Here is a 20,456-nt window from a genome sequence, read left to right as displayed (position 1 = left end):
GACGAGACCGCCGGCACGGACCCGGGTCGCGACGGCACGAACGGCACGGGCCTCGCCCCCGGCGACGCGGGCCCCGGGACCGCCCTCGCGGGGTTCGGCCCTGGCATCGCGGGGACCGCTCCCGGCGACCCGGGCCCCGGGACCGGCCGCGCGGGCGGCGCCCGCGACGCGGCGCTCGGCGGACGGCGGGCGCGGCGGGGGCTGAAGGCCGCGCGGCTCGGGCCTCGGGACGTGTTGCACGTCGGTTCCGCCGGGCTGCGCAGCCGGCCCGTGCGGGTGGTGCTCTCGGCGCTCGGCATCGCCATCGGGATCGCCACCATGATCGCGGTGGTGGGTATCTCGGCCTCCAGCCAGGCCCAGTTGATGCGGCAGCTCGACGCGCTCGGGACGAACATGCTGGTGGCCAAGCCGGGCGAGGGCATGTTCAGCGGGCAGGAGGTCAAACTGCCCAAGGACGCGGTCGGGATGGTCGGCCGGATCGAGGGCGTCGAGGAGGTCGGCGCGACCGCCGACCTCGACCGCACGGTACGGCGCTCCGAGAAGATCCCCGAGGGCGAGACGGGAGGGATCGCCGTCAAGGCCGCCACGGAGCGGCTGCTCGCCGCCCTGCGCGGCGGCGTGGCGTCCGGCACCTGGCTGAACACCGCCAACGGCCGTTACCCGTCCGTGGTGTTGGGCCATGTGGCGGCCGAACGACTCGGCATCACCGAGCCCGGCCGGCAGGTCTGGATCGACGACCGGTACTTCACGGTCGTCGGCATCCTCGACCCGCTGCCGCTCGCGCCCGAGATCGAGCGCGCCGCGCTGGTCGGCTGGGAGGGCGCGCAGCAGCTGCTGGGCTTCGACGGGCATCCGACGGCGGTGTACGAGCGGTCCACCGACGCGTCCGTACGGGACGTGCAGCGGCTGCTCGCGCCGACGATCGACCCGGAGAACCCGCAGAACGTGTCGGTCGGCGACCCGTCGGCGGCGCTCCAGGCGAAGGCGGCGACCGAGGGCGCCTTCTCCACGCTGCTGCTCGGCCTCGGCGGGATCGCGCTGCTCGTGGGCGGGGTGGGCGTGGCGAACACCATGATCATCTCGGTTCTGGAGCGCCGCCACGAGATCGGTCTGCGCCGCTCGTTGGGGGCGACCAGGGGCCAGATCAGGATCCAGTTCGTCACGGAGTCCCTGATGCTGTCGGGCCTCGGCGGCCTGGCGGGCGTGGCGCTCGGCGGCGCGGCGACGGGCGTGTACGCGTACACGGGCGGCCTGCCGTGGGTGGTGCCCCCGTGGGCGGTGGGCGGCGGGTTCGGCGCGACGCTGGTGATCGGCACGGTGGCGGGCCTGTACCCGGCGGTCCGGGCGTCCCGGCTGTCGCCGACGCTGGCGCTGCACGCCGCCTAGGGCCTGTCCGGTGGATCAGGGCCGGACAGGCCGCGGCGTCTGGTGCGGTGCATCGCAAGGCGCCGGAGCGTCTCGATAGCGGAGCTATCGGGGCGTTTCGGCAACGCGGCGAGGTGCCGTGCCAGGCGCCGCGGCCCCGGTCATGATCCGCCGGACAGGCCCTAGCCAGGGGCAAAAGGGGGCGGCCCTCAGCGGGACGGGGCGCCGCCGCCCTTGCCCCCCGCCAGCGCCGCCGCGAGGTCGAGCGAGGCTGCGACCCGTACGGCCACCGCCTCCGCGAAGATCGCGTCCGGGCGCTCGAAGGGGGTACGGGACGCGGAGCGCAGGAACGTCACGGCGCCCACCGTCCTGCCCCTGCTGCGCAGCGGCAGGCACAGGGCGTGGCGGGCGTCGCACGGCCAGAGCCGCTCGGTCGCCCAGTCCTCGGCGGCCTGGGAACCGGCGGCCGCGGTCGCGGACGCCCGCACCGGTCCCGTACGGGAGAGGGCCTGGAGGACGGGGTGGCCCGACGGGTAGCGCAGCGGGATGCCCCCGCCCGCGACCGGCACCACCGGCCCCGGCTCGCCGGCCGGGGTCGTCGCCATCCGCACGAGCCGCCGCTCCCCGGCCGCGACGTCGACCAGGGCGTGGTCGGCGAAGCCCGCGAGGGCGAAGTCGAGGAGGACCGTCGCCGCCTCCCTCGGGTCCTCGCACTCGGCGGCGACCGCGCCCGCGCGGTGCAGCTGGCTGTACCGGAACCGCAGCCGGTCCGCCTCCTGCTCGGCGAGCCGCTCCTCGGTGACGTCCTGGAACAGCCAGCCCACGCCCAGCGGCACCGGCTCCTCCGCGAGCGGCGACGCGAGCCGCACGAACCCGCTGCGCCAGCACCGGCGGCGCGTACCGTCCGCCGTCCGCAGGGTCACCCACACCTCGGCGGGCGCCGTCGGCGCGCCCTCCGCGAGCACGTGCTCCAGGGCGGACTCCAGCTCCTCCAGGCCCTGCTCGACGACCTCGCCGAGCGGCCGGCCGAGCAGGGTCGTCCGCCCCGCGCGCATCGCCCGGGCCGCGTACCCGTTGACGACGGCCGGGCGCAGGTCCACGTCGACGAGGACGACACCCCAGGCCGCCTCCTCGAAGAGCGCCTCGCTCAGCGCGATCGAGCGCTCCAGGTCGATCTGCGCGTGCACCTCGCTGAACGCGCAGTACACCCCGGCGGGCTTGCCGTCCGCGCCGCGCACCCCGGCCGACTGCGTCCGTACGAGGACCCGCCCGCCGTCCTTGCGCACCAGCGCGAACTCGTGGACAAGACGGCCCGGCGCGTCCATCGCGGCCATCAGCCGCCCGAGCGCCTCGGCCGCGTCGGCGGGCCGCGCCGCCCACCCGTCGAACCCGCGCCGCCCGACGGCCTCCCCGGCCGACCAGCCGAGGATCCGCTCGGCCTCCTTGTTCCAGTGCGTGACGGTCCCCAGCGCGTCGAAGGCACAGAGCGCCGCGTCCATCCCGTCGAGGAGCGCGGCGAGCAGATCCTCCCCCGGCACGGACGTGGTCCCACCCCTGGCTGCACTCATCCCGGCACCCCCTGCAGGACGGTGTACGCGCGTGCACCCGCACGCCTCCGATCATTCAACTGGAACGTGACGCAGAACACACCCGGTTCCACGAAAACGTTGCGCCCCGGAAACGAACGGGCGGGGCGAGATAAATCGCTTGAGCCTCCGCGGCGGGGTTCCTAGTGTGGAGGTACACGCGAAAGGAGGTGATCCGAAAAAATGGTTTCTTTTCGGACTCGTGAGGTGACTGCGGGCTAAGGCCTGCCGTCGCACTCTGTGCGCCCCGGCAGGTCTTCTGCCGATTTCCAAGCAGTCACCCGACCCGTGGGCCGCCGGTAAGTCCGGCCGGCTCCCGTCCGAACTCGAGCGGACGGGACCAAGGCCCACGGGTCGCCTGCGTTTCCGGGGCTTCCCGAGGCTCCCCTGGGCTTCCCGGGGCCCCTTGGCTTCCCTTGGCTTCCCGGCTCCCTACGCCAGGGACAGCTTGCCCGTGCGCTGAGCGCGGGCCTCGCCCACGCGGAGGATCACCGCCGACACGGCGAGCAGCAACGCGCTCAGGGCGCCCAGACCCAGGAGCGTCGGGGTCAGCTCCGTCAGGGTGCGGTGCTCCAGGAGCGCGCCGCGGACCGCGATCAGGCTGCCGGTGAGCGGGAAGACCGCTCCCACCAGCTGGATCGCCACCGGGAGGGCGAAGTTCGGCAGGCGGACTCCCGACACGAACCAGAGCGGCTCGTCGAGGATCGTGTACAGGAAGGCCGAGTCCCGCGAGAAGACCAGCAGGCTGTTGAGGAACGTGCCCCACGCGACCGCCGGGATCAGCAGCGCCAGGAAGACGATCCCGTACATCCACCACGCCGACACCGACAGCGCCCCGAAGCCGGTGAGCGCGGCGACGGTGAAGCAGGTGAGCAGCCAGGCGTTCTGGAGCAGGGCCCCTGCGCCGTTGGCGACCATGAGGGTCAGACGGCCCGCCGGGGAGAGGAAGAGGAGCTCCAGGGTGCCGGTGGAGCGCTCGAAGGAGAAGTGCCAGGCGCTCTGGACGAGCGAGAAGAAGAAGGCGTACGCGAGCGTCCCGGTGGCCAGGAACGCGAGGAGGCGCTCCGGGTCGGCCGCCACCGGCCAGTTCGCGGCGGCCGGGGAGGCCGTGGCGAGCGGGCGCAAGGTGTAGTAGGTGGTGGCCAGTTGCAGGACGGGCCAGACCAGCATCGAGAAGACGACGAGCGGCTGGCCGAAGAGCCGCCGGTGCTGTTTCAGGGCCTCCGCGGCGAAGACACGGACGGCGTGGGCCGACGCACGACGCGCCGCGCCGGCTGCCCGCACGGTGACCGACGTGCGGGTCGGTGTGGTGGCCGGCGTGCGGGTCGGCGTGGGGCTCGACGTACGGGCCGGCATGGGGCTCGGCATCTGGGTCTGCGTGTCGGTCGGCGTGTCGGTCGGCGTGTGGGTCTGCGTGTCGGTCGGCGTGTGGGTCCGCTTGGTCATACGAGTGCCGCCTCCCCCGTCTCCGCCAGTGCCAGGATCGCGTCCTCCAGGCTCGCCTCCGCGATCTCCAGGCCGCCGATCGAGCCGCCCGCCCCGACGATCGCGGCCGCCAACGGGCCCGCCATGTCGTCCGGGTGGCGGAGCGTCAGCAGCTCGCCGCCGTCGGGCAGGGGTTCCCGGGTCGCGCCGAAGCGCGTCGCCACCGCGGCCGTCGCCTCCCCCGGGTTCGTGACCGTCAGGCGGATCGTGCGGTGGCTGCCGGTCGCCGCCTTCAGCTCCGCCGGGCTGCCGGCGGCGAGGTGGCGGCCGGCCGAGATCACGTACACATGGCCGCACAGCTCCTCGACCTCGGCGAGGTAGTGCGAGGTGAGGAGGACGCCCGTGCCCTCCGCCGCCAGCCGGGCGACGACTCGGCGCAGGTCGCGGGCGATGGGGGCGTCCAGGCCGAGGGTGGGCTCGTCGAGGAGCAGGTACGCGGGCCGGTTGATCAGGCCCCGGGCGATGGCGAGGCGCTGGGTCATGCCGCGCGAGTACCGCTCGACGACGGTGTCCGCCGCGTCCGTCAGTCCGACCGTGCTCAGCAACTCGTCGATGCGGGTGGACAGTTCGCGCTTCGGGACGTCGTAGAGCTGGCCGAAGTACCAGAGGTTCTCCCGGCCGGTCATCCGGGTGTAGACCATGCGCTCGCCGCCCGCGATGAGGTTGATCCGGCGGCGTACGGCGCGGGCGTCGGCGACGGTGTCGAGGCCGTCGACCGTGACCGTGCCGGAGGTCGGGCGCAGCAGGGTGGCGAGGATCTTGATGGTGGTGGTCTTGCCGGCGCCGTTGAGGCCGAGGAGGCCGGTGATCCGGCCGGGCGGGATGTCGAGGTCGAGGCCGGCGACCGCCCGCTTGACGTCCCTGGCGCCGAAGATCCCCTTGGTGCGTACGGGGAAGTCCTTGTGCAGGGAGCGGACCTGGATGCCCGTCGTACCCGTCATGTCAGTAGTTCCTCTCGATCGCGCGGGCCTCGGCCCGCGGCAGGTACATCAGGCCCAGGAGCAGGTACGCGCCGCTCAGCAGCGCGCTCACCGCGAGCCGCGGCACCAGCTCGGGCAGCGAGCCGGCCCCGGTGGTCGCCGCGTGCAGGACGTCCGTCGCCGCGGTCGTCGGCAGCAGTTCGGCGAACCACTGGAGCGGCTCCGGCAGGTAGGCGCGCGGGAAGGTGAAGCCGCCGACCAGGCCGAGCACGATGAAGACGGTGTTCTGCGAGATGTGCGCCTCCCCGGCGGCGATCATCAGCCCGCCGAGCCCGACCGAGAGGGCGAAGACCGCGCCGATCAGCGCGAGGGCGCCGGCCAGCACGCCCGCCGCCGAGGCCACCGGCACGGAGATGCCGAGCAGGGCGACGACGACGCCCAGCGCGAGAAACTCCACCAGGCTGCTGAGGACCGCGAAGGCGGTGAAGCCGGCGAGGTACGGGAAGCGGCGCGCGGGGGCGATGAGGAGGGCGCCGAGGGTGCCCTGCCGCTGCTCGGTGATGAGCGCCTTCGCGGACCAGAGGATGAGCCGGACGGTGAACTGGAAGGCCGTCGCGCCGACGACGATGTAGGCGAGATAGGCGGTGGTCCCGCTGCCCTCGGTGAAGTCCTCGGCGACGGCTCCGCCGCCGATGGCGTGGTAGCCGAGGTACGCGAGCCCGATGGCGAGCGCGGCCGGCAGGACCGTACCGACGGCGTACGTCCACGGATAGGCGCGACGGGTCGTCTGCCAGGTGCGCCATGCGGTCGCCCAGGCTGTGGACATGCGGGTTCCCCCTCCCCGAGACCCCCGCGCCAACGACACGGAGTGGGTCTCTTTTGGAAACTTACAATGAGTTTCTATCGGGAACTCACTCGGTGCCGCAAGATGGACCGGGTCCGCGTCCGAAAGATCCCAAGGAGGAGCACATGGCCCGAGCCGTGCCCGAGCGGGACGCCGCCTGCGCGATCGCCCACGCCGCCGCCGTCGTCGGCGACTGGTGGAGCCTGCTGCTCGTCCGGGAGACCGCGCGCGGCCGGCACCGCTTCGACGAGCTCCAGGCCGAGCTGGGCATCTCCCGCAAGGTCCTCACCGAGCGCCTCGGCCAGCTCGTCGACAGCGGCGTGCTCGACCGCGTCCCGTACCAGGAGGGGCCGGTGCGCCACGAGTACCGGCTCAGCGCCTCGGGGCGCGCCCTGCTCCCCGTCCTGGTCGCCCTCCAGGACTGGTCCGACCGCTGGCTGCTCGGCGACGGGAGCCTCACCGCCTCCGCCGACGGCCACAGCGCCGAGGCGCTCCGCGTCCACGAGCTGCCCGGCACCCGACTGCCGCGGCTGACCCTGCCGGCGCACACCGGCACCGAGCGGGACCCGGTGGACCCGGACGCCGCCGCCACCGTGCTCTTCTGCTACCCCGCGACCGGGCGGCCCGGCCCACTGCCCGAGGGCTGGAACGACATCCCCGGCACGGTCGGCTGCACCCTGGAGAACCGGCTGTTCAGGGACGCGTACGGCGCGTTCACGGCCGCCGGGATCGCCGTCCACGGCGTCTCGACCCAGCGCCCCGACGAACAGCGGGCCTTCGCCGCCGCCGAGGAGATCCCGTTCCCGCTGCTCTCCGACATGGACGCCCGGCTCGCGGCGGCGCTCCGGCTGCCGACGTTCCGCGCGGGCCAGGCACTCCGGCTGAAGCGCGCGGTGCTCGTCCTGGACCGGGAGCGGACCGTGCGGCACGTCCAGTTCCCCGTCACGGACATCGCGCACGCCGTCGAGACGGCCCTGGCGGAAGCCTCGAAGCTGTCAGGGTGAGAGTCGCTCCACCCGCCAGACGCCCTCGTCGCCGGAGCCGTCGTCCGCGACCCGCACGTACCGCAGCCGGTCGTGCAGCCGGTTCTCGTGCCCCTGCCAGAACTCCACCGTGTCCGGGACGACCCGGAAGCCGCCCCACTCCGGCGGCACCGGCACCTGCTCGTCCGCCGGGTAGCGGGCGGCCAGCTCCTCGTAGCGGGCGAGCAGCTCCTCGCGGGAGGCGATCACGGAGGACTGGTGGCTCGCCCAGGCGCCCAGCTGGGAGCCGTGCGGGCGGGTACGGAAGTACGCCACTGTCTCGTCGCGACCGGTGCGGACCGCCCGGCCCGTGACGATGACCTGGCGGGCCAGCGGGTGCCAGGGGAAGAGCAGCGAGACGTACGGATTGGCCGCCAGCTCACCGCCCTTGCGGGAGTTGTAGTTCGTGTAGAACACGAAGCCCGCCTCGTCGTAGTGCTTCAGGAGCACCGTGCGGGAGGACGGCCGGCCGTCGGGTGTCGCGGTCGAGACGATCATGGCGTTCGGCTCATGGATCGCCGGGCTGGTGGCGACGGCCTTGAACCAGCGCGTGAACTGTTCGATCGGTTCGGGGGCGAGGTCGGCCACAGTCAGCTCCGTGGTGCGGTACTGCTCGCGCATGTCGGCGGGATCGAGAGCGTCGGTCACAGGGTTCATCCTGCCGCAGAGGCGCAGTCTGCCCGGCATCGCCGGCCGCTAACCCTTCGTCGCCGGATCGGCGCAGTGTGCCGGATGTCACGCTTCCCCGCATCATCGGAACCGTACAGACTCTTCCGCTGGATGACTGTTGCTTCCCGACCAAAGGTCCCGACCGACAGGTCCCACCCACCGCTGGATGATTGATCATCGATAGAGGAGCCGCCTGATGTCCGACTTCGTACCCGGGCTCGAGGGAGTCGTCGCGTTCGAGACGGAGATCGCCGAACCCGACAAGGAGGGCGGCGCTCTTCGGTACCGCGGCGTCGACATCGAGGACCTGGTCGGGCACGTCTCGTTCGGCAACGTCTGGGGCCTGCTGGTCGACGGCGCCTTCGACCCCGGTCTGCCGCCGGCCGAGCCGTTCCCGATCCCGGTCCACTCCGGCGACATCCGCGTCGACGTGCAGTCCGCGCTCGCCATGCTCGCCCCGGTCTGGGGCCTCAAGCCGCTCCTCGACATCGACGCCGAGCAGGCCCGCGACGACCTCGCGCGCGCCGCCGTCATGGCGCTGTCGTACGTCGCCCAGTCGGCGCGCGGCCAGGGCCTGCCGATGGTGCCGCAGAGCGAGATCGACAAGGCGCAGTCGGTCGTCGAGCGGTTCATGATCCGCTGGCGCGGCGAGCCCGACCCGAAGCACGTCAAGGCCGTCGACGCGTACTGGACCTCGGCCGCCGAGCACGGCATGAACGCCTCCACGTTCACCGCCCGCGTCATCGCCTCCACCGGCGCCGACGTGGCCGCCGCGCTCTCCGGGGCCGTGGGCGCCATGTCCGGGCCGCTGCACGGCGGCGCCCCGTCCCGCGTCCTCGGCATGATCGAGGAGATCGAGCGGACCGGCGACGCCACCGCGTACGTGAAGAAGGCCCTGGACCAGGGCGAGCGGCTGATGGGCTTCGGCCACCGCGTCTACCGCGCCGAGGACCCGCGCGCCCGCGTGCTCCGCCGTACGGCGAAGGAGCTGGCCGCGCCCCGCTTCGAGGTCGCCGAGGCGCTGGAGAAGGCGGCCCTGGAGGAGCTGCACAACCGCCGCCCCGACCGCGTCCTCGCGACGAACGTCGAGTTCTGGGCCGCGATCGTGCTGGACTTCGCCGAGGTCCCGGCGCACATGTTCACCTCGATGTTCAGCTGCGCCCGTACGGCCGGCTGGTCGGCGCACATCCTGGAGCAGAAGCGCACCGGCCGCCTGGTCCGTCCGAGCGCCCGCTACACCGGCCCGGGCCAGCGCGACCCGCGCGAGATCGCGGGCTACGCCGACCTGGCGGCGTTCGCGGGCTGACGCGGCACGTCCGGAGAGCGCGGTCGGAAGGCACGTCCGGAAAGCGCGTCCGGAAACAGAAAAAGCAAAGAGAAAAAGCACGGAGGACCCGGGGCGGCCCGCACAGCGGCCCCGGGTCCTCCGGCGTGTCGGACGGACTACGCGGCCGTGAGCGGGCGCGCGTCCGTGAGCAGCAGGTCCGCGTGGTGGCGGGCCGCGGCCAGCGGGTGGGCGCGCAGCTTGCCCTTCAGCTCGTTGCGGCCGTACTCGGCGAACAGCGGGTTCGCCGGGTCGGTCGTCACCCCGGGCGCCGTCGAGGCGTACGGGAACGTCAGCGGGGCGATCCGCGCGTCGAGCCGCGGGTTGTAGAAGAACGGCACGGAGTAGCGCTCCGTCGCCGCGGGCGGCGAGACCACCCGGTGGTTGGTGGCGAGCAGATAGCCGTCCGTGGCCACTTCGAGCAGCTCACCGAGGTTCACGACGAAGGCGCCCGGCAGCGGCGGGACGTCGTGGAAGAGACCGTCCTCGCGCTCCACCTGCAGGCCGCCGACGTGGTCCTGGAGGAGCAGCGTCAGGAAGCCGTAGTCCTTGTGGGCGCCGACGCCCTGATCGGCCCCGTCGCCCGCGCTGCCGGGGTAGCGCACCAGCTTCAGGTGCGGGTGGGCCCGGTCGCCGAACACGTCGTCGTAGAAGCCGGCGGGCGCGCCGATGGAGGCGAGCAGCTCGTGCAGCAGCCGCTCGGCGACCCCGCTCAGCCGCTCGACCCAGTTCAGCGCGGCCAGGCGCAGCTCCGGGAGGGCGGCGGGCCACTGGTTGGGGCCCTGGAGCCACCAGTACGGGGCCTCGCCCGGGCCGGGGACGCGCGCGGGGCGCTCGGCGCCGATGTCGAGCTGGTCCCGCCAGTCGCGGGAGCCGCCGGTGCGTTCGTCGCCGATGCGGGTGTAGCCGCGGAAGTGGGGCGAGTTGGTGGTGTCCAGCGCGAGCCGGTCGGCCTCCGGGAGGGCGAAGAACGCCTTCATCGCGGAGGTCAGCGCCTGGGTCTCGGCCTCGGTGACACCGTGCCCGACGAGCTGGAAGAAGCCCACGTCGTGAGCGGCGGAGTGCAGCTGGGCGTGGAGGAGGCGCCGGGCCTGGGGGCCGCGGTCGGCGGCGGAGAGGTCGACGATCGGGAGCTGCGAGGAGTACGAGCTGTGGGTCATGGTGTGCGTCCGCGGGGTGTACGGGGCCCGGGCGCGCCGCCAGGGGTGGGGCGGGGGCGCGGGTGCCTGAAGTGAGAGGGGGCTTCGAGGTCAGGCGGAGCGCCGACAGCCCATGCTCGTGACGCGGACGAAGTCCACGTGGCGGCGGCGTACGAGCGAAAGCATGCGACCAGCGTACTGCGATGCGCGCCGAACGTATGTGGCGCGCGTCACGGCGCCGGGTGACCATGGTGTCCGGGACGGTCCGGGGGCCGTTCGCGTCCACGAGGAGGCACCCGTGGCTGACACCCGTACGACCGACGTACCGACCGATGTGCTGATCGTGGGCGCCGGGCCCGTCGGGCTCAGCACGGCCGCCGAACTGCGCGGGCGGGGCGTGGGCTGCCGGCTGATCGACCGGCTGCCGGCCCGGCTGCCGTACGCGAAGGCAGTCGGCGTCCAGCCACGAACCCTGGAGATCTGGGACCGGATGGGCCTGGCCCGGGCCGTGATGGAGGCCGCGGTCCCACTGCGGGGGCAGCTGATGTACGTCAACGGTCGGGAGCGGGGGCGGATCGATCTCGAACTGCCGCCCGAAGTGCCGTACTGCTTCGCCGCGCTGCCGCAGTACGAGACCGAACGCCTCCTGGAGGAGTACGTCGCCGGCCTGGGCACGGTCGTCGAGCGCGGTACGGAACTGTCGTCGTTCGCGCAGGACGCGGACAGCGTGACCGCGCGGCTGCGGACCGCGTCCGGCGCGGAGGAGGAGCTGCGGGTCCGGTATCTGATCGGCTGCGACGGAGCGCACAGCACCGTCCGCAAGGGCCTCGGGCTGACCTTCGAGGGCGGGGCGTTCCCCGAGGAGTACATGCTCGGCGACGTCGAGACCGACTGGGACCTGCCGTACGGGTACGGCGTGCGGTCCCTGCACGTCACCGAGAACGGCTCGACCGACGACGTCCTGGTCTGCATCCCGCTCCCCGGGAACAGTCGCTACCGCATGTCGATGACCGTCCCGCCCGAGCTGACCGCGGGCAGAGCGGCGGGCGACGAGGTGGCGCACGGCATCGAGGGCGGCCGGGTGCCCGAGCTGTCGCACATCCAGGCCGTGGTCGACCGGCTCGCCCCCGTGCCCGCCCGCGTCTCCGAGCTGCGCTGGTCGTCCGTGTTCCGGATCAGCCACCGGATCGTCGACCGGTACGGCGAAGGCCGGGTGTTCGTCGCGGGCGACGCCGCGCACATCCACCCGCCGACGGGCGCCCAGGGCATGAACACCGGCATCCAGGACGCCTGCAACCTGGCCTGGAAGATCGCCCTCGTCGTGCGCGGGGAGGCCGGACCCGAACTGCTCGGCAGCTACGACGCCGAGCGCCGCCCGGTCGGCGAGGAGGTCGTGGGCCGGACCGTCCGGCACGCCACCCAGGGCATGGGGGCCGACCCCGACGACCCGGCGACCCTGATGGCACGGGAGGCCCAGCTCCTCGTCTCCTACCGGGACGGGCCGCTCGCCGGCCATCCCTACGGCCCGGAGGACGCGCCACAGGCGGGCGACCGGGCCCCGGACTGCGCCGGCCTGACGACCGCCCTGGCCACCTACCCGCTGCGGCTGCTCGACGTCCTGCGCGGCCGCACCGGGCACGTCCTGCTGCTGTACGCGGACAAGGCCGCCGAACTGGCGCGGGCGGCGGAGGCGGGCGCGGTGGTCGCCGCGGCGGTGGGCGGGGACCGGCCTTCGATCGTGGCGTTGCTCGCGCGCGAGGCCGAGGAGCCGGGAGGGCACGGGGTGGTACCCGAGTACCGGGACGCCGACGGCGAGTTCGCCCGGCTCTACCGTCCCGAAGGACCGACCGGCTTCCTGGTCCGCCCCGACGGGCAGCTCGGCGCCCGCTTCCCGCTCGCGGGCACGGCGGCCGCGCTCACCGGCTACCTCGCGGCGCTCTCCGTGCCGACGGCGCCGCTCTGAGGCCCCAGCGCGTCGTCCAGGAGGACCGACCACTGCGCCACCACCCGCGCGCGGCGGGCCGCGTCGTCCGTGAGGAGCGTCGCGAGGCCCAGGCCCCGGGCCATGTCCAGGAAGCCCTGCACGGTCTCCCGTACCCCGGGGACGGACTCGTCCGCGGCGAGCAGCGTCACCGCCATGCGGTGGGACTCGCGGCCGACCCGGGCCTCCAGCTCGGTGACGCGGTCGTGCAGCGGAGGCTCGTGGGCGGCCGCGACCCAGAGGTGGAGGGCGGCGCGGAACAGCGGCCCGGTGAACAGATCGACGAGCGCGCCGACGGCCTCGCGGCGGTCGCGGGCCGGGAGCCCGCGCAGCGCCTGCGAGCGCTCCTCGGCGACGTACTCGACGGCTGCCGTGAAGAGGTCCTCGCGGGTCGGGAAGTGGTGCTGGGCCGCGCCGCGCGAGACGCCGGCGCGCTCGGCGACCACGGAGACCGTGGAGCCCGCCCAGCCGTGCTCGGCCAGGCACGACACCGCCGCCTCCAGGAGCCGCTGCCGGGTGGCACGGCTCCTGTCCTGCTGCGGCCCCGCCTTGACACCGTGCCTGGGGCCTTGCCGGGGCCCTTGCTCGGGGCTGCCCCGCCTGGACCCTTGCTCGGGACCCTGCCCAGAGCCCGGCCCGGCACCCTGCCCAGAGCCCGGCCCGGGAGCCTGCTCAGCGCCCGGCCCGGGAGCCTGCTCGGGACCTTGCCCGGGGCCCTGCTCAGCGCCCTGCTCGGAGCCCTGCTTGGGACCTTGCTCGGGGCCCTGCTCAGCGCCCGGCCCGGGAGCCTGCTCGGGACCTTGCCCGGGAGCCTGCTCGGGACCTCGCTCGGGGTCCTGCTCAGCGCCCTGCTCGGGACCTTGCTCGGGGCCCTGCTCAGCGCCCTGCCCGGGAGCCTGCTCGGGACCTTGCTCGGGGTCCTGCCTGGAGCCAGGGCCCGGGCCCTGGCTCGGGCCGGTCACAACCGCCATTCGGGGTCCCGTCGTTCGAGGAAGGCCGTCATCCCTTCGCGTGCCTCGGCCGAGGCGAAGAGCGAGGCCGACCTCTGCACGAGGTCCTCCGCGTCCCGCTCGAAGGTCTCCAGGACTCTAGCCGTGACCAGCCGCTTCGACTCTGCCAGCCCCTGCGGGGAGCCCTGCCGCAGCCCCTCCAGGATCGCGTCGAACTCCCCGGCGGAAGCGGTCACGAGCCCCATCGCGAGCGCCTCCGCCGTGCCGAACCGCTCCCCCGTCACGTAGTACCGCGCCGCCGCCCTCGGCTCCAGCTTGGGCAGCAGCGTCAGCGAGACGACGGCGGGCGCGACGCCGATCCGCGCCTCGGTCAGCGCGAAGTCCGAGGAGTCCGAGGCGACCACGATGTCGCAGGCCCCGAGCAGCCCGAGCCCGCCGGCCCGGACGTGCCCGTCGACGGAGGCCACCACCGGCTTCGGCAGCTCAACGATCTGCCGGAGAAGGTCCACGAAGGCGTACGGACTCGGCGGCGCCTTCAGGTCCGCGCCGGCGCTGAACGTCGAGCCGGTGTGGGTGAGCACCACGGCCCGTACCGCCGGGTCCTGCCCGCACTCGGTGAGCGCCGCGGCCAACTCGGCGACCAGGGCGGCCGAGAGGGCGTTGCGGTTCTCCGGGTTGTCGAGCGTCAGCGTGGCGATGCCTCGGTCCAGCTTCAAGAGTCCACCTTCCTCAACGGTCCACCTTCAGAGCCGGTCGCGCGTCATTCCCGGTCGCGTTTCGTTCCCGGTCGCGCGTCGTTCCCGGTCGCGCTTCATCCCCTGTCCCGGTCGCGCAGCTCACGGCGGAGGATCTTCCCCGACGCGGCGCGCGGCACCCCCTCGATGAACTCCACGCTCCTGACCTTCTTGTACGGGGAGACCTTCCCCGCCACGTACGCCATCACGTCCTCGGCGGTGAGCCCCTCCGCGCCCGGCTGCCGGACCACGTACGCCTTGGGGATCTCGGCGCCGTCGGCGTCGATCACGCCGATGACGGCCGCGTCGGCGACGGACTCGTGGGTGAGCAGCAGGGCTTCGAGCTCGGCGGGGGCGACCTGGAAGCCCTTGTACTTGATGAGTTCCTTGACCCGGTCGACGACGAACAGCCAGCCGTCCTCGTCGACCCGGCCGATGTCGCCGGTGTGCACCCAGCCGTCCGCGTCGATCATCGCCGCGGTCGCGTCGGGGCGGCCGAGGTACCCCTTCATGACCTGCGGCCCCCGGATGGCGACCTCGCCCTCGGCGCCCGGTTCGGCGTCCTTCGACGGGTCGTCCAGGGACAGGATCCGCATCTCGGTCGAGGGCAGCAGCTTCCCGACCGCGCCGGGCGGCGGGCTCTGCGCGTCGAGGGGGACGACGTGCGTGCCGGGGGACAGCTCGGTCATCCCGTACGCCTGCCGGACCGGCGGCAGCTTCAGCCGCGCCGAGCACGCCTCGGCGAGCGAGGCGTCGAGCGGGGCGGCGGCGCTGACGATGTACTCCAGGGAGGACAGGTCGTACTGCGCGACCGCCGGGTGCTTGGCGAGCGCGAGGACGATGGGCGGGGCGACGTACAGGCCGTTGATGCGGTGGTTCTGGATGGCGGCGAGGAAGGTGTCGAGTTCGAAGCGGGGCAGTACGACGACGGTGGCGCCGTGCCGCAGGGGCGCGTTCATCAGCGCGGTGAGCCCGTAGATGTGGAAGAACGGCAGCACCGCGAGGATGCGGTCACCCGGCTTCATCGGGATCAGCGGGCCGAGCTGCGCCAGGTTGGTCGCGACGGACGTGTGCGTGAGCATCACGCCCTTGGGGACGCCGGTGGTGCCGGATGAGTACGGGAGCGCCGCGACGTCCTCGTCCGGGTCGATCGCGATGTCCGGCTCGGGCGCGGAGCCGCCGAGCATCGACTGCAGGGACCGGATCCCCTCACCCTCGGGCGCCTGGTCGCAGACGAAGATCTCCGCGATGCCGCCCGCGAGTTCGGCCGCCCGGCGGGCCGCCGGGAGGAGCGGGGAGACGGTGACGATCCAGCGCGCGGAGGAGTCGGCGAGCTGCTTGGCGAACTCCTCCGGCGTCGCCAGCGGATGGACGGTGGTGACGGACGCGCCGGCGCGGGTGGCCGCGTAGAACGCGACGGGGTACAGCACGGTGTTGGGGCTGTGCAGGGCGACGACGTCCCCCTTGCGGACCCCCGCCTCCGCGAGCCCGGCGGCGACCCGCCGGTGGAACGCGTCGACCTGGGCGTACGTGAGACTCAGCTCCCCGGCCCCGTCGACCAGCGCCGGCGTGTCCCCGAACTCGGCGGCCCGGCCGAGGACGGCGTCGTGGATGGGGAGGGAGAGGGCCGGAACATCCGCGTACTCGCTGTGAAACACCATGTGTGCCCCTTCGGTGTCGGACGGTGGCGCCAGGATGGACCGGATCAGTACGACTTGGGGAGACCCAGGGACTGGTGGGACACGTAGTTCAGGATCATCTCCCGGCTGACCGGGGCGATCCGGGCGACGCGGGAGGCGGCGATCAGGCGGGCCAGGCCGAACTCGCGGGTCAGGCCGTTGCCGCCGAGCGTGTGGACGGACTGGTCGACGGCCTTCACGCAGGCCTCGCCCGCCGCGTACTTCGCCATGTTGGCGGCCTCGCCCGCGCCGACGTCGTCGCCCGCGTCGTAGAGCTGGGCGGCCTTCTGCATCATCAGGCGGGCCAGCTCCAGCTCGATGTGGGCCTGCGCGAGGGGGTGGGCGATGGCCTGGTGGGCGCCGATGGGGGTCTTCCAGACCGTGCGCTCCTTCGCGTACTTCACGGCCTGGGCGAGGGCGTAGCGGCCCATGCCGATCGCGAAGGCGGCCGTCATGATGCGCTCCGGGTTGAGCCCGGCGAAGAGCTGGAGGAGCCCCGCGTCCTCGTCGCCGACGAGCGCGTCGGCCGGGAGGTGGACGTCGTCCAGGGTCAGCTCGAACTGCTTCTCGTTCGCGTCGAGTTCCATGTCGATCTGGCGCCGCTCGAAGCCGGGGGCGTCGCGGGGGACGACGAAGAGGCAGGGCTTGAGGCTGCCCGTGCGGGCGTCCGAGGTCCGGCCGACGATCAGGGTGGCGTCGGCGATGTCGACGCCCGACACGAACACCTTGCGGCCGCTCAGGACCCAGCCGTCCTCGGTCCTGGTGGCCGTGGTGGTGATCCGGTGGGAGTTGGAACCGGCGTCGGGCTCGGTGATGCCGAAGGCCATCGTGCGCGAGCCGTCCGCCAGGCCCGGCAGCCAGGCCCGCTTCTGCTCCTCCGTGCCGAAGCGGGCGATGACCGTGCCGCAGATCGCGGGCGAGACGACCATCATCAGGAGCGGTGCGCCGGCGGCCCCCGCCTCCTCCAGGACGATCGACAGCTCGGCCATGCCGCCGCCCCCGCCGCCGTACTCCTCGGGCAGGTTCACGCCCAGGTAGCCGAGCTTGCCCGCCTCCGCCCACAGCGCGGCACGGTCGAAGCCGGGGCCGTGGCGGTGACCGAGCGCCGAGACGGCGGCGCGGAGCGCGGTCAGCTCTTCGCTTTCGATCATGGTGCTGCTCATACGGACTTGTCCTCCTGCGCTTCGGAGTGCACGGACTGAGCGGGCTGCATGGACTACACGGACTGCTCGGACTGCTGTACGACGGCGAGCAGGGCGCCGACCTCGACCTGGCGGCCGGGCGCGGCGTGGAGCGCGGTGAGCGTGCCGGAGGCGGGGGCGGTGACGCGGTGCTCCATCTTCATGGCCTCCAGCCAGAGGAGCGGCTGCCCGGCGGTGACCGGGTCCCCGACCGCGAGCCCGTCCGCGACCCGGACGACCGTGCCGGGCATCGGCGCAAGCAGGGAGCCGGGCTCCCGCTGGTCGGCCGGGTCGGGGAAGCGGGGCACGGCGGTGAGGCGGTGCGGGCCGACGTGGACGACGTCGTCGCCGTAGCCTGCGACCTCGAAGTGCCGTACGACACCGTCCACTTCGAGACGGACCGCGTCGGGCGCGGCCGCCACGACCCGGATGCCCTCCGGCGCCGTGACCGTGTAGCCGCCGTCGCGCGTGGGCCGGTAGCGGACCTCGTGGTCGCCGTACGCCTTGACCTGGTCCTGCGAGGCCAGGTTCCGCCAGCCGCCCCCGAACCGTCCCCGCGGCCCCCGGCGCCCCTCCGCGTCCGCGAGCGCCGCGGCGACGGCCGCGTGCGCCGCGCCGGGCGGCGCCTGGGTGAGCGCGTCGAGGTTGCGGTCGTAGAAGCCGGTGTCGAGCCGCTCCGGGTCGCCGAACTCGGGGTGCCGGAGGGAGGCGACGAGCAGCTCCCGGTTGGTCACGGGGCCGTGCACGCGGGCCGTCTCCAGGGCGCGCCCGAGCGTGCGGACGGCCTCGGGGCGGGTGGGCGCGTGGACGACGACCTTGGCGAGCATGGCGTCGTAGTGGACGCCGACGGTGTCGCCCGAGGCGTATCCGGTGTCGACGCGGACGTGCGAGGGGAAGGCGAGGGCGTGCAGAGTGCCCGCCTGGGGCGTCCACGCCGATGCCGGGTCCTCGGCGTAGAGGCGGGCCTCGATGGCGTGACCGGACGCCTCCGGGGGCTCCGGCGGGAGCGGGGCGCCCTCCGCGACGGCGATCTGGAGCGCGACCAGGTCGACCCCGTACACCGCCTCCGTCACCGGATGCTCCACCTGCAGCCGGGTGTTCATCTCCAGGAAGTGCGCCGTGGGGGTCCCCCCTGCTCGAGCGGAGCCGAGAGCTTGGGGGACGTCCGCGACCAGGAACTCCACCGTCCCCGCGCCGACGTACCCGACCGCCTTCGCGGCGGCCACGGACCGCTCGTACAGGGAGTCGACCAGCTCGGGCGCGAGCCCCGGCGCCGGGGACTCCTCGATGACCTTCTGGTGGCGGCGCTGGAGCGAGCAGTCGCGGGTGCCGAGCGCCCAGACCGTGCCCAGACCGTCCGCGAGGATCTGCACCTCGACATGGCGCCCGTTCTCCACGTACGGCTCGACGAACACCTCGCCGTCCCCGAACGCGCTCGCCGCCTCCGCCGACGCCGCCTTCAACTCGCCTTCCAGGGCGTCGAGGTCGCGGACGACCCGCATGCCGCGTCCACCGCCGCCAGCCGCCGCCTTGACGAGGACCGGCAGGTCGGCCGCGGTGACATCGACGGCCGCGAGCGGGGCGATCCCGAGGAGTTCCTTCGCCCGGGTCTTCGAGGCCATCGCCTCGATCGCCTCCGGCGGCGGCCCGATCCACACCAGGCCCGCGTCGAGCACGGCCCGCGCGAACTCCGCGTTCTCGGAGAGGAAGCCGTACCCCGGGTGCACGGCGTCCGCGCCCGCCGCGAGCGCCGCCTTCACGACGAGGTCACCGCGGAGGTACGTCTCCGCGGGCGCCGCCCCCGGCAGCCGTACCGCCGCGTCCGCCTCCCGCACGTGCAGCGCGCCCGCGTCCGCGTCCGAGTACACCGCGACCGTCGCGATGCCCAGTTCGCGGCAGGTGCGGAAGACCCGGCAGGCGATCTCGCCCCGGTTGGCGACGAGCAGGGTTCCGATCATGGGTGCCTCACATCCGGAAGACGCCGAAGCCGCCGCGCGCGCCCTCGACCGGTGCCGTGTGGATCGCGGACAGGCACAGCCCGAGGACCGTGCGGGTGTCGCGGGGGTCGATGACGCCGTCGTCGTACAGCCGCCCGGACAGGAACATCGGCAGCGACTCCGACTCGATCTGCGCCTCGACCATCGCGCGCAGACCGGCGTCCGCCTCGTCGTCGTACGGCTGCCCCTTCGCCGCCGCCGAGGCGCGCGCCACGATCGACAGCACGCCGGCCAGCTGCTGCGGGCCCATGACGGCCGACTTGGCGCTCGGCCAGGCGAAGAGGAAGCGCGGGTCGTACGCCCTGCCGCACATGCCGTAGTGCCCGGCGCCGTACGAGGCGCCCATCAGCACGCTCAGATGCGGCACCCGGCTGTTCGACACCGCGTTGATCATCATGGCGCCGTGCTTGATGATGCCGCCCTGCTCGTACTCCTTGCCGACCATGTAGCCGGTGGTGTTGTGCAGGAAGACCAGCGGGATGTCGCGCTGGTTGGCGAGCTGGATGAACTGGGCCGCCTTCTGCGACTCGGCGCTGAACAGGACGCCCTGGGCGTTGGCGAGGATGCCGACGGGGTAGCCGTGCAGCTCGGCCCAGCCGGTCACCAGACTCGACCCGTACAGCGGCTTGAACTCGTCGAAGTCCGAGCCGTCGACGATCCGGGCGATCACCTCGCGCGGGTCGAAGGGGGTCTTCAGGTCCCCCGGCACGATCCCGAGCAGCTCGTCCTCGTCGTACTTCGGCGGCTCCGCGAGCGCCGGATCGGGGTGCGCCTTGCGGTGGTTGAGGCGGGCGACGATCCGCCGGGCCTGGCGCAGCGCGTCGACCTCGTCTACGGCGTAGTGGTCGGCGAGACCGGACGTACGGGCGTGCATCTCGGCGCCGCCGAGCGACTCGTCGTCGCTCTCCTCGCCCGTCGCCATCTTCACCAGCGGCGGACCGCCGAGGAAGACCTTCGACCGCTCCTTGATCATCACGGTGTGGTCGGACATGCCGGGGACGTACGCCCCGCCGGCCGTGGAGTTGCCGAAGACCACCGCGACGGTGGGGATGCCGGCGGCGGAGAGCCGGGTGAGGTCGCGGAAGAGCGCGCCGCCGGGGATGAAGATCTCCTTCTGGGACGGCAGATCGGCGCCGCCCGACTCGACGAGCGAGATGACCGGAAGCCGGTTGGCGTACGCGATCTCGTTCGCCCGCAGCGCCTTCTTCAGCGTCCACGGGTTGGAGGCTCCGCCGCGCACGGTCGGGTCGTTGGCGGTGATCAGGCACTCGACGCCCTCGACCACCCCGATGCCGGTGACGATCGACGCGCCGACCGGATAGTCGCTGCCCCAGGCGGCGAGCGGGGACAGTTCGAGGAAGGGCGTGTCGGGGTCGACGAGCAGCTCGATCCGCTCGCGCGCGAGCAGCTTGCCGCGCCCCCGGTGCCGCTGGAGGTACTTCTCGCCGCCGCCCGCGAGCGCCTTGGCGTGCTCGGTGTCGAGCGCGGCGAGCCTGTCGAGCATGGCGGCACGGTGGGCCGCGTAGTCGGGTCCGCCCGTGTCGAGGGCGGAGGCGAGGACGGTCACAGCAGTTCCTCCG

The 20,456-nt window shown here is 73.5% G+C and carries 16 protein-coding genes; 4 read left to right on the top strand and 12 right to left on the bottom strand.

The features are described from left to right. The first annotated feature begins 201 nt into the window (after positions 1-201). Entirely contained in the window at positions 202-1,386 is a 1,185-nt protein-coding gene (locus AB0E14_RS04230) for an ABC transporter permease (RefSeq protein WP_362411878.1), read from the top strand. A 188-nt stretch (positions 1,387-1,574) separates the two neighbouring features. On the opposite strand, the gene AB0E14_RS04225 is transcribed toward AB0E14_RS04230, so the two are convergent. From AB0E14_RS04225 to AB0E14_RS04210, 4 genes are all read right to left on the bottom strand, one after another. After that, complete coding sequence (locus AB0E14_RS04225; protein ID WP_362411655.1) at positions 1,575-2,933, bottom strand: PAS domain-containing protein; 1,359 nt, start codon at positions 2,931-2,933, stop codon at positions 1,575-1,577. Positions 2,934-3,383: 450 nt separating this feature from the next. After that, positions 3,384-4,397, bottom strand: coding sequence for an ABC transporter permease (locus AB0E14_RS04220; protein ID WP_362411652.1), 1,014 nt, complete (start codon positions 4,395-4,397; stop codon positions 3,384-3,386). After that, a complete protein-coding gene (locus tag AB0E14_RS04215) occupies positions 4,394-5,377 on the bottom strand; it encodes an ABC transporter ATP-binding protein (protein WP_362411649.1) in 984 nt (327 codons plus the stop codon). The genes AB0E14_RS04220 and AB0E14_RS04215 overlap by 4 nt, the downstream gene beginning before the upstream one ends. A gap of 1 nt (position 5,378) precedes the next feature. Then, positions 5,379-6,182, bottom strand: a complete 804-nt coding sequence (locus AB0E14_RS04210) for an ABC transporter permease (RefSeq protein ID WP_362411646.1) — start codon at positions 6,180-6,182, stop codon at positions 5,379-5,381. A gap of 143 nt (positions 6,183-6,325) precedes the next feature. Between AB0E14_RS04210 and AB0E14_RS04205 the strand changes: the two genes are divergently transcribed. Further along, positions 6,326-7,204 (top strand): winged helix-turn-helix transcriptional regulator, encoded by an 879-nt coding sequence (locus AB0E14_RS04205; protein WP_362411643.1) that lies wholly within the window; start codon positions 6,326-6,328, stop codon positions 7,202-7,204. Here AB0E14_RS04205 and pdxH read toward each other — a convergent pair. Beyond that, a complete protein-coding gene (gene pdxH / locus AB0E14_RS04200; protein ID WP_362411875.1) occupies positions 7,196-7,843 on the bottom strand; it encodes a pyridoxamine 5'-phosphate oxidase in 648 nt (215 codons plus the stop codon). The two genes, AB0E14_RS04205 and pdxH, sit on opposite strands and share 9 nt — an antisense overlap. 244 nt (positions 7,844-8,087) lie before the next feature. Between pdxH and AB0E14_RS04195 the strand changes: the two genes are divergently transcribed. After that, complete coding sequence (locus AB0E14_RS04195) at positions 8,088-9,197, top strand: citrate synthase 2 (protein WP_362411640.1); 1,110 nt, start codon at positions 8,088-8,090, stop codon at positions 9,195-9,197. A gap of 137 nt (positions 9,198-9,334) precedes the next feature. Here the strand turns inward: AB0E14_RS04195 and AB0E14_RS04190 are convergent, their stop codons facing one another. Further along, positions 9,335-10,375: a 2-oxoglutarate and iron-dependent oxygenase domain-containing protein gene (locus tag AB0E14_RS04190; RefSeq protein WP_362411637.1), complete on the bottom strand. Its 1,041-nt coding sequence runs from the start codon at positions 10,373-10,375 to the stop codon at positions 9,335-9,337. Positions 10,376-10,652: 277 nt separating this feature from the next. On the opposite strand from AB0E14_RS04190, the gene AB0E14_RS04185 reads away from it, so the two are divergent. Beyond that, the gene (locus tag AB0E14_RS04185; protein WP_362411634.1) at positions 10,653-12,317 is read left to right on the top strand and encodes an FAD-dependent monooxygenase; all 1,665 of its coding nucleotides are present in this window, start codon (positions 10,653-10,655) and stop codon (positions 12,315-12,317) included. On the opposite strand, the gene AB0E14_RS04180 is transcribed toward AB0E14_RS04185, so the two are convergent. The 6 genes from AB0E14_RS04180 to AB0E14_RS04155 all read right to left on the bottom strand — a co-directional run bounded on the left by AB0E14_RS04180 (position 12,278) and on the right by AB0E14_RS04155 (position 20,443). Beyond that, a complete protein-coding gene (locus AB0E14_RS04180) occupies positions 12,278-12,838 on the bottom strand; it encodes a TetR/AcrR family transcriptional regulator (RefSeq protein ID WP_362411872.1) in 561 nt (186 codons plus the stop codon). The genes AB0E14_RS04185 and AB0E14_RS04180 overlap by 40 nt on opposite strands. A 455-nt stretch (positions 12,839-13,293) precedes the next feature. Further along, positions 13,294-14,001: an enoyl-CoA hydratase family protein gene (locus tag AB0E14_RS04175; protein WP_362411631.1), complete on the bottom strand. Its 708-nt coding sequence runs from the start codon at positions 13,999-14,001 to the stop codon at positions 13,294-13,296. Positions 14,002-14,096: 95 nt separating this feature from the next. Beyond that, positions 14,097-15,680 carry a 4-coumarate--CoA ligase family protein gene (locus tag AB0E14_RS04170; protein ID WP_362411628.1) on the bottom strand — a complete coding sequence of 528 codons (1,584 nt, stop codon included), beginning with the start codon at positions 15,678-15,680 and terminating at the stop codon, positions 14,097-14,099. A 44-nt stretch (positions 15,681-15,724) separates the two neighbouring features. Beyond that, a complete protein-coding gene (locus tag AB0E14_RS04165; RefSeq protein ID WP_362411625.1) occupies positions 15,725-16,861 on the bottom strand; it encodes an acyl-CoA dehydrogenase in 1,137 nt (378 codons plus the stop codon). Positions 16,862-16,914: 53 nt separating this feature from the next. Next, positions 16,915-18,837 (bottom strand): biotin carboxylase N-terminal domain-containing protein, encoded by a 1,923-nt coding sequence (locus AB0E14_RS04160; protein ID WP_362411622.1) that lies wholly within the window; start codon positions 18,835-18,837, stop codon positions 16,915-16,917. Positions 18,838-18,844: 7 nt separating this feature from the next. Then, on the bottom strand, positions 18,845-20,443 hold the full coding sequence (locus AB0E14_RS04155; protein WP_362411619.1) for a carboxyl transferase domain-containing protein: 1,599 nt from the start codon (positions 20,441-20,443) through the stop codon (positions 18,845-18,847). Between the last annotated feature and the right edge of the window lie 13 nt (positions 20,444-20,456).

Origin of the sequence: Streptomyces sp. NPDC047981 (genome assembly GCF_040653315.1) — a bacterium.
Taxonomy (GTDB): Bacteria; Actinomycetota; Actinomycetes; order Streptomycetales; family Streptomycetaceae; genus Streptomyces.
Note: the sequence above shows the minus strand (reverse complement) of the source record. Positions and strands in the feature narration are given on the sequence as shown.

Excerpts from the sequence above, each read along its gene's own strand:
- AB0E14_RS04205 (WP_362411643.1), top strand. The coding sequence starts at position 6,326 with ATGGCCCGAGCCGTGCCCGAGCGGGACGCCGCCTGCGCGATCGCCCAC.
- AB0E14_RS04165 (WP_362411625.1), bottom strand. The coding sequence starts at position 16,861 with ATGAGCAGCACCATGATCGAAAGCGAAGAGCTGACCGCGCTCCGCGCC.
- pdxH (WP_362411875.1), bottom strand. The coding sequence starts at position 7,843 with ATGCGCGAGCAGTACCGCACCACGGAGCTGACTGTGGCCGACCTCGCC.
- AB0E14_RS04190 (WP_362411637.1), bottom strand. The coding sequence starts at position 10,375 with ATGACCCACAGCTCGTACTCCTCGCAGCTCCCGATCGTCGACCTCTCC.
- AB0E14_RS04160 (WP_362411622.1), bottom strand. The coding sequence starts at position 18,837 with ATGATCGGAACCCTGCTCGTCGCCAACCGGGGCGAGATCGCCTGCCGG.
- AB0E14_RS04170 (WP_362411628.1), bottom strand. The coding sequence starts at position 15,680 with ATGGTGTTTCACAGCGAGTACGCGGATGTTCCGGCCCTCTCCCTCCCC.
- AB0E14_RS04220 (WP_362411652.1), bottom strand. The coding sequence starts at position 4,397 with ATGACCAAGCGGACCCACACGCCGACCGACACGCAGACCCACACGCCG.
- AB0E14_RS04195 (WP_362411640.1), top strand. The coding sequence starts at position 8,088 with ATGTCCGACTTCGTACCCGGGCTCGAGGGAGTCGTCGCGTTCGAGACG.
- AB0E14_RS04215 (WP_362411649.1), bottom strand. The coding sequence starts at position 5,377 with ATGACGGGTACGACGGGCATCCAGGTCCGCTCCCTGCACAAGGACTTC.
- AB0E14_RS04225 (WP_362411655.1), bottom strand. The coding sequence starts at position 2,933 with ATGAGTGCAGCCAGGGGTGGGACCACGTCCGTGCCGGGGGAGGATCTG.
- AB0E14_RS04210 (WP_362411646.1), bottom strand. The coding sequence starts at position 6,182 with ATGTCCACAGCCTGGGCGACCGCATGGCGCACCTGGCAGACGACCCGT.